At 71.3% G+C, this 13264-nt stretch carries 11 protein-coding genes; 4 read left to right on the forward strand and 7 right to left on the reverse strand.

Going from position 1 to position 13264, the window contains the following annotated elements:
* The first annotated feature begins 24 nt into the window (after window positions 1–24).
* The gene (locus tag AB0I81_RS33940; RefSeq protein ID WP_360665058.1) at window positions 25–1647 is read left to right on the forward strand and encodes a glycoside hydrolase family 43 protein; all 1623 of its coding nucleotides are present in this window, start codon (window positions 25–27) and stop codon (window positions 1645–1647) included.
* A 52-nt stretch (window positions 1648–1699) separates the two neighbouring features.
* On the opposite strand, the gene AB0I81_RS33945 is transcribed toward AB0I81_RS33940, so the two are convergent.
* Window positions 1700–2728 (reverse strand): LacI family DNA-binding transcriptional regulator, encoded by a 1029-nt coding sequence (locus tag AB0I81_RS33945; RefSeq protein ID WP_360665061.1) that lies wholly within the window; start codon window positions 2726–2728, stop codon window positions 1700–1702.
* A gap of 84 nt (window positions 2729–2812) precedes the next feature.
* Here AB0I81_RS33945 and AB0I81_RS33950 point away from each other — a divergent pair, with 84 nt between their 5' ends.
* Window positions 2813–3121 (forward strand): sensory rhodopsin transducer, encoded by a 309-nt coding sequence (locus AB0I81_RS33950; RefSeq protein ID WP_360665064.1) that lies wholly within the window; start codon window positions 2813–2815, stop codon window positions 3119–3121.
* Here the strand turns inward: AB0I81_RS33950 and AB0I81_RS33955 are convergent.
* Both AB0I81_RS33955 and AB0I81_RS33960 read right to left on the reverse strand, forming a co-directional pair.
* Window positions 3118–4320, reverse strand: a complete 1203-nt coding sequence (locus tag AB0I81_RS33955; RefSeq protein WP_360665067.1) for a DUF418 domain-containing protein — start codon at window positions 4318–4320, stop codon at window positions 3118–3120. The genes AB0I81_RS33950 and AB0I81_RS33955 overlap by 4 nt on opposite strands.
* Window positions 4321–4323: 3 nt before the next feature.
* Complete coding sequence (locus tag AB0I81_RS33960) at window positions 4324–5982, reverse strand: CocE/NonD family hydrolase (RefSeq protein WP_360665070.1); 1659 nt, start codon at window positions 5980–5982, stop codon at window positions 4324–4326.
* A gap of 162 nt (window positions 5983–6144) precedes the next feature.
* Here AB0I81_RS33960 and AB0I81_RS33965 point away from each other — a divergent pair, with 162 nt between their 5' ends.
* On the forward strand, window positions 6145–6489 hold the full coding sequence (locus tag AB0I81_RS33965; protein ID WP_360665072.1) for a PadR family transcriptional regulator: 345 nt from the start codon (window positions 6145–6147) through the stop codon (window positions 6487–6489).
* Here the strand turns inward: AB0I81_RS33965 and AB0I81_RS33970 are convergent.
* Window positions 6467–6922 carry a tetratricopeptide repeat protein gene (locus AB0I81_RS33970; RefSeq protein WP_360665075.1) on the reverse strand — a complete coding sequence of 152 codons (456 nt, stop codon included), beginning with the start codon at window positions 6920–6922 and terminating at the stop codon, window positions 6467–6469. The genes AB0I81_RS33965 and AB0I81_RS33970 overlap by 23 nt on opposite strands.
* Before the next feature lie 99 nt (window positions 6923–7021).
* On the opposite strand from AB0I81_RS33970, the gene AB0I81_RS33975 reads away from it, so the two are divergent.
* Window positions 7022–8203, forward strand: a complete 1182-nt coding sequence (locus tag AB0I81_RS33975; RefSeq protein WP_360665078.1) for an erythromycin esterase family protein — start codon at window positions 7022–7024, stop codon at window positions 8201–8203.
* Here the strand turns inward: AB0I81_RS33975 and AB0I81_RS33980 are convergent.
* The 3 genes from AB0I81_RS33980 to AB0I81_RS33990 form a co-directional block, all read right to left on the reverse strand.
* Window positions 8200–9666, reverse strand: a complete 1467-nt coding sequence (locus AB0I81_RS33980; protein WP_360665081.1) for an MDR family MFS transporter — start codon at window positions 9664–9666, stop codon at window positions 8200–8202. The two genes, AB0I81_RS33975 and AB0I81_RS33980, sit on opposite strands and share 4 nt — an antisense overlap.
* Window positions 9667–9983: 317 nt before the next feature.
* The gene (locus AB0I81_RS33985) at window positions 9984–10757 is read right to left on the reverse strand and encodes an SDR family oxidoreductase (RefSeq protein WP_360665084.1); all 774 of its coding nucleotides are present in this window, start codon (window positions 10755–10757) and stop codon (window positions 9984–9986) included.
* A 43-nt stretch (window positions 10758–10800) separates the two neighbouring features.
* The gene (locus tag AB0I81_RS33990) at window positions 10801–13092 is read right to left on the reverse strand and encodes a polysaccharide lyase 8 family protein (protein WP_360665086.1); all 2292 of its coding nucleotides are present in this window, start codon (window positions 13090–13092) and stop codon (window positions 10801–10803) included.
* Between the last annotated feature and the right edge of the window lie 172 nt (window positions 13093–13264).

Genomic DNA, 13264 nt, shown 5'->3' on the forward strand with positions numbered 1-13264 from the left:
TAACCCGCCTCGGAGCCCGCCCCCGTGCCCACTTTTCGCAACCCCGTCCTGCCCGGCTGCCATCCGGACCCGTCGATCTGCCGGGTCGGCGCGGACTTCTACCTCGTCACCTCGTCGTTCGCCTACTATCCGGCTCTCCCTCTCTTCCACAGCCGTGACCTGGTGCGATGGTCGCAGATCACGCACGTGCTGAACCGGCCGGGGCAGCTCGCGCTGCGCGGGCTGGACGTCTCGGACGGGATCTGGGCGCCGACCATCCGCCACCACGACGGCAGGTTCTACGTGGTCTCCACCCTGGCGGTGAACCGGCGGGGCAGCCTCACCTTCGTCGTCACCGCCGACGACCCGGCCGGGCCGTGGTCGGACCCCGTGCCGCTGGAGGCCGAGGGCATCGACCCGTCGTTGTTCTTCGACGACGACGGCCGCTGCTGGTTCACCGCCTGCCGCGACGCGGTGGGTGAGGCCGGGCCGGGCGAGTTGTGGATGCGGGAGCTGGATCTGGAGCGGCTCAAGCTCGTCGGTCCCACGCATGTGTTGTGGCACGGCGCCGTACGCGGGGCGTGGGTGGAGGCGCCGCACCTGTACAAGCGCGACGGCGTCTACCATCTGATCGCCGCCGAGGGTGGCACGGAGGGCAACCACAGCGTCACCGCCGCCCGCTCCGGCGCCATCACCGGGCCGTATGTCACCGATCCGCGCAGCCCGCTGCTGACCCACCGGCATCGGGGCGCGGCCGAGCCCGTCCACAACGTCGGCCACGCCGACCTCGTGGAGACGCCGGACGGGGAGACGTGGGCGGTGACGCTGGGCGTCCGGCCGATCGACGGAACCCACACGCTGGGCCGGGAGACGTTCCTGGTGCCCGTCGCCTGGAGCGCCGACGGGCCGGTGTTCGCACCGGAATCGGGCAACGTGCGCCTGTCGGAACGGCTCCCCTCAGTGGCGCGGGAGCAGGGTGGCGTGCGACTGACGTCAGTGGCGGACCGGAAAGTCGGCGACGGCGCGGCGACGCTCAGGGAAGGCGGCGACCGCACGGCGGCGGACCAGGAAGGCGGCGGCGAGGCGGTGGTTCGGGAGCACTTTCGTGAATCGGTGGGTCTGGCGTGGAGCAGCCTGCGCGGGCCGGTCGGTGACCGGGTCAGGTCCACGGCCGTGGGGCTGGAGATCGACCTGTCCCCCGAGCCGCTCGGCTCCACCGGTGTCCCGTCCTTCATCGCCCGGCGCCAGCAGCACGTCCGCTTCCGTGCCCGTACCAGCGTGGACTTCCTGCCCGCGCACCCGTCCGAGGAGGCCGGGCTGGCCGTCTTCCAGAGCCAGGACCAGCACGCCACGCTCGCCGTCACCGAGGGCCCGCGGGCGGTGCTGACCGTCAGGGAGGCGGGCGCCGGCACCCGCCTGGCGTCCGCGCCGCTGCCCGCCACCGGGCAGGCGCTGCTGGAGGCCGAGGCGGACGAGCACGGTTACACCTTCCGCGTGTACGACGGCACCGCCTGGACCGACCTGGCCACCATCGAACGCTCCTTCTTCAGCACCGAGCGCGCGGGCGGCTTCGTGGGCGTGCACCTGGGCCTGTACGGCTCCGATAACGGCCACGCCGGAAGGAACCGCGCCCGCTTCCACTGGTTCGACTACGAGCCGGCCACCTGACCCCAAGGGGTTTCGGCTACGAGCCGGCCACCTGACCCGCAGGAGGTTTCGGCTACGAGCCGACAGCCTGGCCCCGGGGCGGTGCGGTGCTGCGGCGGACCACGAGTTCGGGTGCGATCCGCTCGCTGGAGGCCGCCCCACCCCGCATCATCCGCAACAACTGCTCGACCGACCGCTCACCGAGGCTGAGGAAGTCCTGGCGGACCGTGGTCAGCGCGGGCACCAGATAGGCCGCCCCCGCGATGTCGTCGAACCCCACGAGCGAGACGTCGCCCGGCACCTTGACCCCGAGTTCGGCGAACGCCGCCAGCACCCCCATGGCCACCTGATCGTTACCGGCGAAGATCGCCGTCGGCAGCTCGCCCTCGCGCCGCTTGACGAGATAGGTGGCCAGCCGGTACCCGCTGTTACCGGTGAAGTCCCCCTCGAACAACTCACCGGCCGCCTGCGGCGTCTCGGCCAGCTCGGCCCGCCAGCCGTCCACCCGCGCCTGCGCGTCGAAGGTCCGCAACGCGCCGGTCAGATGAACGATGTGCCGGTGCCCCAGCTCAACCAGATGCCGTACGGCCAGCCGCGCCCCCAGCTCCTGGTCCAGCTCGACGAAGCCCACGTCCGGATTGGGCACGTTGCCCGACATGATCACCGACATCGGCACACCGGTCGCGATGCCGGCCAGCGCGTCCACCACCATCGGCCGGTCACCGATGACCGCGATGGCCTCGACCGCCTGGTCGGTGAGCCGCTGCAACGTCTCGGCCAGGTCCTGCGTGGTGCCGCCCTGCCAGCTCGCCAGGTTCACCCAGTATCCGGCCCGCTGGGCCGCGCCCTGCACGCCGCGCAGGATCTTGGGCAGCTCGTACAGCTCGGCCCCGGCCAGCACCACGCCGATCGTCGAGGAGCGGCGGCTCTTGAGCGCGCGGGCGACGCTGTTGCGCCGGTAGCCGAGCTTCTCGATGGCGGCCTCGACCCGCGCCCGGGTCTCCGGGCGCACGGAGGGATGCCCGTTCAGCACCCGGGACACGGTGACGTGCGACACGCCCGCCTCGCGCGCCACATCCACCATGCCCGGTGCCCGATTCATGTCCATGGATCCTATCGCCTGCCCCCGCGATAGATCGCTTCCCGCCGGGGTAGCGGGGACGGCAGCCGCAGACGGGAGTCACGTATGAGCACCATGGTCGGAAACTGGCGAATGGCGATCAGCGACGGGTGCCGGCCGGGCGACCGGCTCCGCCTGCTCAACCTCAGCTCCGCCAACGCCCACGTCGAGATGACGTTCTGCGCGAGGGGCGGCCGGCCGGTGGGGCCGATCAGCCTGGTCATCCCCCCGCGCCGCACGCTGTCCCCGCTCCTGGCCGACCTGGTCGATGTCAGGCTCCCGGACCTGCCGTACTCCGCCGTGGTGGTGTCGGACGCGCCGGTCCTCGTACATCCGCACCAGGACGCGGCGGAGGTGCGGCGGCCGGCGGCCTAGCGGTAGGTCAGCCGGCGCAGCAGGGTCTCCGCCGGGCCGCGCACGCCGGCCCGGTCCATCCGGAACGCCACCGCCACGGTGAGCAGCCAGGTGGCCACGGCCACCAGCGCCGCCGACCAGCTCGACAGGTACGCGCCCAGGCCCAGCCCCCAGGCCGCCAGGAACGGCCCCCACACCAGCGACTGGCTGAGGTAGCCGCTCAGCGAGCGGCGGCCGAGGGCCGCCAGCGCCCGGACCGGCAGCAGGTCCTGGCTTCCGCGCGTGGTGATGCGGTGCGCGATGAGGCCGAACAGCGCCGCGTAGCCCACCCCGGCGAAGACGCCGGTGTAGAAGTGCAGCGCGGACAGTGTCGTGGCGAAGGGCGAGCCGAGTACGCCCACGTGCCGCAGGCCGAGCACCGCGCCGGCGATCCAGCCGGCGGAGATGCCCAGCACCGCGATCCGGCGCAGCAGCGGCAGGTGCCGGGAGGGCTCCTCCAGGATCCGGTGCCTGGCCGCGAGCAGGCCGATGAGGAACGCGGTCGGCAGGGCGAGGGTGAACATCCCCGAGCCCAGCGTGAACAACCAGACGGGCAGCCGCATCGCGGCGGAGAGCAGGTAGTCCGGCTCGGCGATGCTGAGCCGCTGCAGGTCGGCGGCCACGGTCGCGGACCCGGCGGTGCCCATCAGGTCCGTGACCACCCCGGCGAGGATCGGCAGGGCGCCCAGGACCAGCAGGACGACCACCCAGATCCGCAGGGTGCGATCGCCGCGGCCGAAGAACAGGGCCACCATGACGAGCCCGAGCAGGCCGTAGAACCCGACGATGTCGCCCTGCCACAGCAGCGCGGCGTGCACCGCGCCGAACAGGATCATCCACCAGTGCCGCCGGCGCAGGAGCCTGCGGGCCTGTTTCGGGTCCGTGCCGCGCGACAACTGCCGGGCGTACATCTGCCCGATGCCGTAGGCGAACAGGAAGCCGAACATGGTGTGCGTCCGGGCGTCCACCACGATCAGCGTCAGGACCTGCGCGATCCTGTCGGCGAGGTTGCCCTCGGCGGGATGCAGCAGCGCCGCGCCCACGGGGGCCTCGTAGAGGAACCAGGGCACGTGGGCCAGGGCGATCAGCAGCAGCATCATGCCGCGGGCGAGGTCCGGGGCGAGGATGCGCTCCGAGATCGGGGTCGAACGCGCCGGAGCCGCGGTACCGGATGTCGTCATGGTTCAGCTCTTGACGGCGGGCAGGGTGAACGCCGGGCTGCCGGGGCGCAGCTTCTTCGTCCACGACTTCAGGTAGGTGTCCAGGTACGGCGCCCGCTCGCCCTCGGTGGCGGTGTCGTCGGCGGGGTCGTCCAGGTCCAGGTCGAGCCGCGCGTCGGTGACCTTGATCGTGTTGCGGGTGGGGGTGTCGAGCCAGTCGCCGGCGGGCTGCACGGTGCCGATCTCGACGGCCAGGGAATGGCCCTTGGCCAGGGTCCAGTCGGTGGACTTCAGTTCGAGCTCCGTCCTGCCGGCGTCCACCAGGGAGACCTGTTCGTCGAACATGACGGCGGTGCCGTCCGGGGCGACGTCGTACAGCTTGACCATGACGTTGCCGTGCTGCTCAGAGTCGAAGGAGAGCCGGGGCGTGCCGGTGACGCGCGTCGCCTGGGTCAGCGGCTTGGACCACTTGACGAACGTGTTCTTGTCCGTGACCTTCTCCTCGGCGCCGTCGTCCAGGTAGGAGCCGCCGCCCAGCCGGATGGCGGCGGAGCGGTCGGTGACCGGCCAGGTGTCCTGGGCGCGCCACTTGCCGGTGCTGTCCTGGATGGAGACGGCCGGGTAGTCGGTCGTGGGCTTGACACCCTTGAGGTACTGGTCGAAGAAGGACATCGTCTCCTCGAACCAACCCTCGCGGCCCATCTCCAGGCGGCCGTCGGCGGTGCGGTCGTTGCCGCGCTTGTGGTCCCACGGGCCGAGCCACGCGCGCTGCGGGCCCTTGTGGTTGCCGAGGTACTCCTCCATCGCCTCGGCCTCGGTGTTCCATTCGAGGAAACCCTGGGTGACGAACAGCGGGGTGTCGCTGCCCTTGGCGCGCTCGGCCAGGTCACGCGTCTTCCAGTACGCGGCCTGCGGGTCGCCGGTCTGGTAGCCGAACATGTTCGTCGCGGCGCATTCGGGATGCTTCTGCTCGTACTTGGCGTTGGCCAGGTAGCGGGGGTCGTCGTCCGGCAGCTGCGGCAGAGTGGCGATCTTGTTGTAGGTGTTGGACACGTTGACGCGGGTGGTGCGGGGCACGCCGCCCGAGCTGAAGTTGCGGTACGGGTCCCACATGGGCTCCATGGCGACGACGGCCTTGAGCGCGTCCTGGTTCAGGTTGTTGCCGACCAGGCCGGTGATGGCGTCGAAGGACTTGCCGTACATGCCGACCGCGCCGGTCGACCACGGCTGCTTGGCGGCCCAGTCGATCGCCGCCTTGACGTCGGCCTGCTCACCGGGGCCGACGAAGTCGAGACAGCCGGTGGAGCCGCCGAAGCCGCGCACGTCGACCAGGACGAGGGCGTACCCGCGCTTGAACAGGCCGGCGCCCTCGATGAGGTCGTTGAAGCGGGCGGAGGGGCCGGTCTTCTTGAAGCCCTCGACGTCCATCTGGCCGGAGTGCCCGAAGTAGGCGCCGACCGACAGGATGACCGGCACCTTCTGCCCCTTGGGCAGGTTCTCCGGGAGCAGGACGTCGGCGTGCAGTTCCACCTTGGAGCCGTCGGAGGAGGGGAAGTAGTGCTGCGTCCAGGCCGCGCCCTCGGGAACCCGGTCGTTCTGCTTGTGCGTCACCGGGCCGCCCGCCGCGTCGGCGGAGGCCGGGAGCGCGGCGGAGGTGGTGGCGACGAGTGCTGCGGCGGTCAAAGCTGCGGCTGTACGGGAGCGCTTCATACAGTCGATTCCAGCCGTTGCCGCGCCCGCTCGGCAGTGCGGCCGCGTCACGACCTCGCCATGACATTTACGCGGGTGAAGTCATGACGTGGTGTCACTGGCGACTCCACTGAGCAGGAAGAACAGTGGCACCCCATGAAGAACAGGTCGATGCAGGAGCCGACGTTCCTGATCCTGACGGCCCTGGCGGCCGGGCCTCAGCACGGCTACGGCATCATCGCGGACGTGCTGAGGATCTCCGGCGAGCGGGTACGGCTGAGCGCCGGCACCCTGTACACCGCGCTCGACCGGCTCCGGGGCGAGCGGCTGATCGAGACCGACCGCCAGGAGGTCGTGGACGGCCGGGCACGGCGTTACTACCGGCTCACCGCCGACGGCGCCGCCCGGCTGTCCGCCGAGGCCGAACGGCTGCGCGGGAACGCCGACACCGCCAGCGCCCGCCTGCACCGTTTCCGGCTCAGCCGGCCAGCTTTTCGGTGAGCTCTTCCAGGCCGGTCCTGATGAGCCGGCCGTAGTCGTCGTCGCCGAGCGCGCCCATCCCGGCCCTGGCCTGCTCCAGGTGCTCACGGGCGAGGCCGAGATCGCCCAGCTTGCGGTAGCACTCGCCCAGGTTGAGGTGCAACGACGGGTACAGTCCTGCCGCCGTGTACGGCAGCCCGGCCTCCGCCAGCCGCTCATCGGTGAGCAGGTCGGCGGCGGCGAGCGCGCGCAGGTCCCAGACCAGCTCCTCGCTCACGTCGTCCTGCACGTCGGCCATCGAGTGGGCCAGGACGGAGACGTGCAGCGGGTCGCCGCGCTCGCCGTCGATGTCGTCCCAGATCCGCGCGAACAGATCGCGGGCGTCCTCGCGCCGTCCCTGGGCGTGATGCAGTTGCACCCCTTCGCCGATCCGGGTCATCACCGGGTCGCTCATCCACTGCTCCTCTGCTCTACCGATTTAAGGTTGGTCGCCAGTAAAGCAGGTATTTGCGGGAAAAGGTTAAACCGAAAGTTCAACGATACTGTTGAAGACATGGACATCCAGGACACAGCCCGTCCCCTCGACGGCGCGACCATCTCGGCGTTCCTCCGCTCGCTGCCCGCCCCGCCGCTGCTGCTCGGCCTGGGCGAGGCCACCCATCGCGGGGAGGCGCTGCGCGAACTCCGCAACGAGATCTTCCGCCACCTCGTCGAGCACGAGGGCTACCGGGGGATCACCCTCGAAAGCGACTGTCTCATGGGCCTGGTCGTGCACGAGCACATCACGACCGGCGCCGGCACGCTCGACGACGTCATGGAACGCGGCTTCAGCCACGGCTTCGGCACCTCACCGGCCAACCGCGAACTCGTCCGCTGGATGCGCGCCCACAACGAGAAGCACGACGACCAACTGCACTTCTCCGGCTTCGACGGCCCGCTGGAGTACTGGGCGAAGAGCCCGCGCCAGGCGCTCATGGGCCTCTACGACCTCCTCGAAGGCCCGCTCCCCCGCACCGGGGAGACCCTGGACACGCTGCTGGGCCCGGACGAGCCGTGGGAGAACGAGGCCACGGCCATGGATCCGTCCCTGTCGATCGGCCAGAGCGCCGGCGCCCAGCGGCTGCGCGTGCTCGCCGACGACCTGGTGGCGCTGCTCGACACGCAGGCGCCGCAACTCAGCGCGCGGGACAGGGACCTGGCCGCACTGTACGCACGCACCGCCACCGGCCTGCTGCGCTACCACCACTGGCTGGCCGACGCCTCCCCGGAACGCTGGTTCCGGCTGTCGAGCCTGCGGGACGCGATGATGGCCGCCAACCTGCGTGCCGTCGCCGAACGCGGCCCGGCCCTCGTCTTCGCCCACAACCTCCACCTGCAGCGGAACGAGAGCCTCATGTCGTTCGGCGAGCAGACGCTGCGGTGGTGGAGCGCGGGGGCGGTCGCCCAGACGTCACTGGGCGACCGGTACGCCTTCCTGGCCTCGGCCATCGGCACGGTGGGCGAGGACGTCCCGGCCGCGGACACCCTGGAGGGCGCCCTGTCCGCGCTCCCCCGTCACCGCTCCCTGATCGACCCCCGCCACCTGGCGGAGGCCGCCGGCCGGCCGGGCAAGCGCGTCTCCAAGGACCACGCCTACTTCCCGCTCGACCCCGCCCACCTCGGCCTGATCGACGGCATCGTCTTCCTCAAGGACGATGCCGCCGACAACGATCACCGGTTCCCCGGATGGGATTAGTGCACGCCGCCCTGTGCGACGGGCCGCGGCGCGCCCGCCTTGGGTCGGCGGACGAACAGTGAGGTGACGAACAGGAGCACTCCCAGCACGCCCGCGACGATGAACGCGGTGTGCAGGCCCGCCGCGTCGGGCGCGCCGGACGGGTTGGTGGTGCCCAGGGACGCCACGGTGACGAACACGGCGGTGCCGAACGCGCCGGCGACCTGCTGGAGGGTGGCCATGATCGCGCTGCCGTGGGAGTAGAGGTGGTCGGGCAGCGAGCCGAGCGCCTCGGTCATCAGGGGGGTCATCATCATGCCGAGCCCCGCCATGAGCACCATGTGGATGCCGATCACCAGGGCCAGCGGCGTCTCCGGCCCGAGCGTGGTGAACAGCCACATCGACACCGCGGTGGCCCCCGCGCCGGGGATCACCAGCGGACGGGCGCCGAAGCGGTCGAACAGCCGGCCCACCGGCCGGCCCAGCAGGCCGAGCACCAGGCCGCCGGGCAGCACGGCCAGGCCGCTGACCAGCGGGGTGGCGCGCTGCACGGTCTGCAGGTACAGCGGCAGCAGGATCGCCGCGACCGCCAGCAGGCACATGAACAGCAGCGCGCTCATGACCAGTGCGACGACGAAGGGGCGGTGGGTCAGCGGGCGCAGGTTCAGCAGCGCGCGGTCCTGGCGCTGCAGGCTGAGCTGACGGACGACGAAGACGACGAGCGCGACGGCGCCGACCGCGATCGGGATCCACGGCGCCACCAGGTGCTCCCCGCCGCCGGACTCGCCGACGGAGGACAGGCCGTACAGGATGCCGCCGAAACCGACGGCGGACAGCAGCACGGAGAGCACGTCCAGCGGCACCATGCGCGTCTCGCCGCCGAGCCGCATCCGGGCGGCGCCGAACGCCAGGGCCAGCAGCGACAGCGGCAGGACGATCCAGAACATGCCGCGCCAGCCCATGGCGGCCAGCACCCCGCCGCCGACGGTCGGCCCGATCGCGGGCGCCACGGCGATGACGATGGTGATCGTGCCCATGGTCGCGCCGCGCTTGGCCACCGGGACCAGGCGCATCACCGTGGTCATCAACATCGGCAACATGACCGCGGTGCCGCACGCCTGCACGACCCGCCCGGCCAGCAACACGCCGAACCCGGGGGCGAGCGCGCTGAGCAAGGTGCCCGCGCTGAAGAGCGTCAGCGAGGCCAGGAAGATCTGCCGGGGGGTGAACCGTTCGAGCAGGAAACCGGTGGTGGGGATGACCACCGCCATGGTCAGCAGGAAGCCGCTGGTCAGCCACTGCACGGTCGTGGTGGCGACGCCAAGTTCCTTCGTCAACGGCCCGAGAGCGACACTCAGGATCGTCTCATTGAGGATCATCACGAAGGCCGACGCGACCAAGACGGCGATCATCATCGTGGCTCCCTGGGGAGCCGTGGCGTCGCCGCCGTCACCGCGGGTCTCATCGACCGCGGCGTCGTCCACTGATTGACTGAACGCGGAAATCTCGCACCTCACAAGCAGGAATAGACCGCCCGACGACCTTCGGCCGGAGCCGATCGCGGCGGTACACAACAGTCGGACTAAACAAGGGGCCGGGCGGGGAATGTTCCCTTGATCAGGGGAATTTGCGTTAAATGTCCGTGTCGCCTGGCGGACGTCGCGTTGAACCGGCGCGGCCGCGCCCCCGGGCGGCGTGCCGGGCCGGACCCGCGTCGGCCACCATGGCCACCCCCGTTTGATGGCCCGAGAGGCAACTCTGGCAGGTTGCGGCTTTTGCCCGCAAATCAGTTTTCAGGCGATCATGAGGGTGGTATGTCCGAGAAGCCGTACTCCTTGGCCAGGTCCGCGACGGGAAGCGTGCGCCCGGCGTGCCGGGTCACGTGCGGGTCCGCCAGCAGGGCGCGCACGGCCCTGCCGGGGAACTCCACGGAGTCGCCGCCCGGCACGTCCGCGCCGAGCGCCGCCATGATCGCCTCCGTCCGGGTGAAGCCGGGCGAGAGGGCGAGCGCGGTCGCGCCGTACGGGCGCAGGTCATGGGCGAGGGTACGGGCCAGCCGGCTGACGCCGATCATCGCTAGGTCGTAGAACGCGTGCCCGGCGATCACCTCGGCGCCCGGGTCGGTGTACCCGGTGAGCACGGCCAGGCCGCGCCGCTCGATCAGCAGCGGGGCGGCGTACCAGGCCGAGACGAGGTGGCCGCGGAGCCCGGCGTCGATCATGTTGTGCCAGTGGTCGAGCGGAAGGGTCCAGAACGGGCCGCCCTCGAAGGGCAGGGCGTTGCCGTCGAACGCGTTGGCGACCAGCAGGTCCAGGCCGCCGTGCGCGTCGCGGACCCGCTGGAAGAGGGCCTCGACGGCGCGGTCGTCGGTGTGGTCGACGCGGACGGGGACGCCGTGGCCGCCGCGCCCGTCCACCTGCTCGGCGGTGTCCTCGACCGTGCCCGGCAGGTCGGAGTGGCGGTGCTCGCGGCTCTCGCGGTCGGTGACGTACACGGTCGCGCCGGTCTCGCCCAGGACGAGGGCGATGCCACGCCCGACACCACGCGCGGCTCCGGTCACGACGGCGACTTTCATCACGCCTCCCTGGGAGCCATCCTGGCAACGCCTCTCCGGGACGTCAACGCACGCGCAACACCGCGGTGTGGGCGTGGCCGCGGCTGCCGCCCAGCTCCACCTTGACCGAGCGCTTGGCCTTGCGCACGCCGCGGTCGCTCTTCTCGATCGACCGCACCGGCCAGGGCAGCGTGATCTTCACCTCGCCGGCGGTCCTGGACGGGTCGGAGACCGCCAGCCGTACCCGCTCCTCGTCGCGGCGGACCAGCAGCGTGCACGGGCCGTCGGCGGCCAGCGTCCCGTCCGCGGTCTCGACGGTGCCCGCCCGCCAGAAGACGGCGGCGAGCAGGTTGCCGCGCGAGATGGCCTGCGCCGCGCCGGAGTTGGCGCAGATCCTGATCCGCAGGCCGTACGCCGCGGTCTGCGCGATGGAGGCGTCGGGCAGCACGGCGTAGGCGTAGCGCGCCTTGCGCGGATCGACGCCGTGGTCGACCACGATCGTGGTGTAGTGCCTGGTGACGCGGGTCGTGTCGCCGCCGGTGGTGGCGCCCTTGTCGATGTCCCGCCAGCGGCCGGAGCGCTTCTCGCGGATCACCTTCGCCTCGGCGTCGTCGAGCAGCACGTAACCGGCCACCCCCGACAGGTGCACCCAGCCGTCCCCCTGGGCCAGCGGCGGGTGGCCGTCGTGGGTGTTGCGGTTCTCCACGATGGTCTCGACGCGGCGGCCGTCGGAGGCGTCGATGCCGGTGCCGAGGGCGATCACCGCGTCGTCCAGCAGGAACCACGCCTTCTTGGCCCGCAGCGAGGAGCCGTCGGCGACCAGCTTCATGGCCGCCACGCCGTACTCGCCGTCGAGCGCCACGCCGCCCGCCCACGGGGTGGGCGGCAGGTGGCGCTCGCCGTGCCGGAGGTCGGCGCGCCTGCGCCGGTCCACGGTCGTGCCCGGCAGCCGGTACGGGTCGATCGTCGGCCACAGCTCATCGTTCCAGTGGGTGAGGTCGCCGTTGTAGAGGTAGGTCATGCCGTCGCCGGTGTACCAGCCGTGCAGGTTCTCCCTGTTCATGGCCTCGGCCGCGCCGATCCGCTCTGAGCTCATCGCGATCGCGTACGCCCAGGTGGGCCGGCGGTGCACGACCCGGTCCATGTCGGCGAACACGTACGTGCCCGTCGTGCGCGGGCCGACCGGCACCGACGGGTCGTCCAGCAGTTCCCTGGCCGCCGCGATGCTCGCCAGCGGGGCGAGCGTCTGGTACGGCGTGGCCTGGTTGCGGGTGAGCCAGCCCTTGACCAGCGGCCGCCAGCGCTTGGCGTAGTCCTCGGGCGCCGCCTCCAGCAGGTGCAGGATGGCCTCGATCGTCTTCTGGCCCGAGTGGTGGTCGCGGTGGCCCTGACGCGAGATGGCCCGGCCGCGTACGCAGTCCATCATCAGCCCGTCGAAGATGAGCGGCGTGAAGGAGCGGTCCACGATGTCGTAGACGTTCCCGATCTCGGTGATCTTCCACGGCGACCCGGCGAGCATGGCGATCAGCTTGGCCACGCTCTCCAGGTAGTCCACGCCGTAGCTGCCGGTGTAGGGGTACACGTCGTGCTGGATGAACGACCCGTCGCGGTAGAAGCCGTCGCCCGGCCCCCTGGTCGTCCGCAGCAGGTCGGAGACCGCCTGCCCGGCCAGCTTGATCAGGTGCGCGTCGTGGGTGAGCAGCCCGCGCATCGCCACCGCCATCGCCTTGCCGGCCCGGTTGGCGCCGGTCTCGACCACGCCGGGGTGGCTGACGCGGCGTTCCGGGTTGGGGCACCAGCGGCGCAGCGGGCGCAACCAGCGCTTGAGGTGGTCGCGGGGCAGGCCGTCGTAGAGCAGGGCGCAGGTGTCGGTCAGCGAGCGGGGGACGCCGATCTCCCACCAGTACCAGTTGCTGCCCCGCCGGTCGAGCCCCTCGTGGTAGGCGTGCTCGTACAGGAACTCCAGCGCCCTGGCCGCCGTCTCGGCGACCCGCCCGTCGCCGTGCATGGCGGTGCCCGGGGTGGCCCAGGCCAGCGCCAGGGTGCGCATGCGGTTGTAGGAGCGGTTGAAGTTGCCCGTACGGGGATCCGCGAGCGGCAGGTCGGGCCACAGGCTCGGGCGGCCGGGGTCGAACTTGAGCTTGCGCAGCACCGCGCCGGCCGAGACCTCGACCGCCCGCGTCTTGTCGGCGTAGGCGGCGTCGTACGACCCGCCGGCCAGCAGCCCCACCCATCGTTCGCGCGCCGCGTCGAACGCGGCCTTGCCGATCGCCTCTGCCGGTCTCTCCCACAGGGCGACGCCGGCCACGGCCGCGGCTCCCAGCAGGGCGGACCGCCGGCTGAGGGGGTGGATCATGGGGGCCTTCCGACATACGGGCAAATATCAGACCCCAAAGATCCTATGCCGGGAGGAGACGACCCGATGCGGCCAATGCCGCCCCTTCCGTCCGGCCATGTCGCAGCTTTCTCCGATTTTCGGCGAAAGGCTATGGGCAAGCCGACGATCTCGCTTTATATTACGGCGCAGA

Origin of the sequence: Nonomuraea sp. NPDC050404, assembly GCF_040655495.1 — a bacterium.
Taxonomy (GTDB): Bacteria; Actinomycetota; Actinomycetes; order Streptosporangiales; family Streptosporangiaceae; genus Nonomuraea.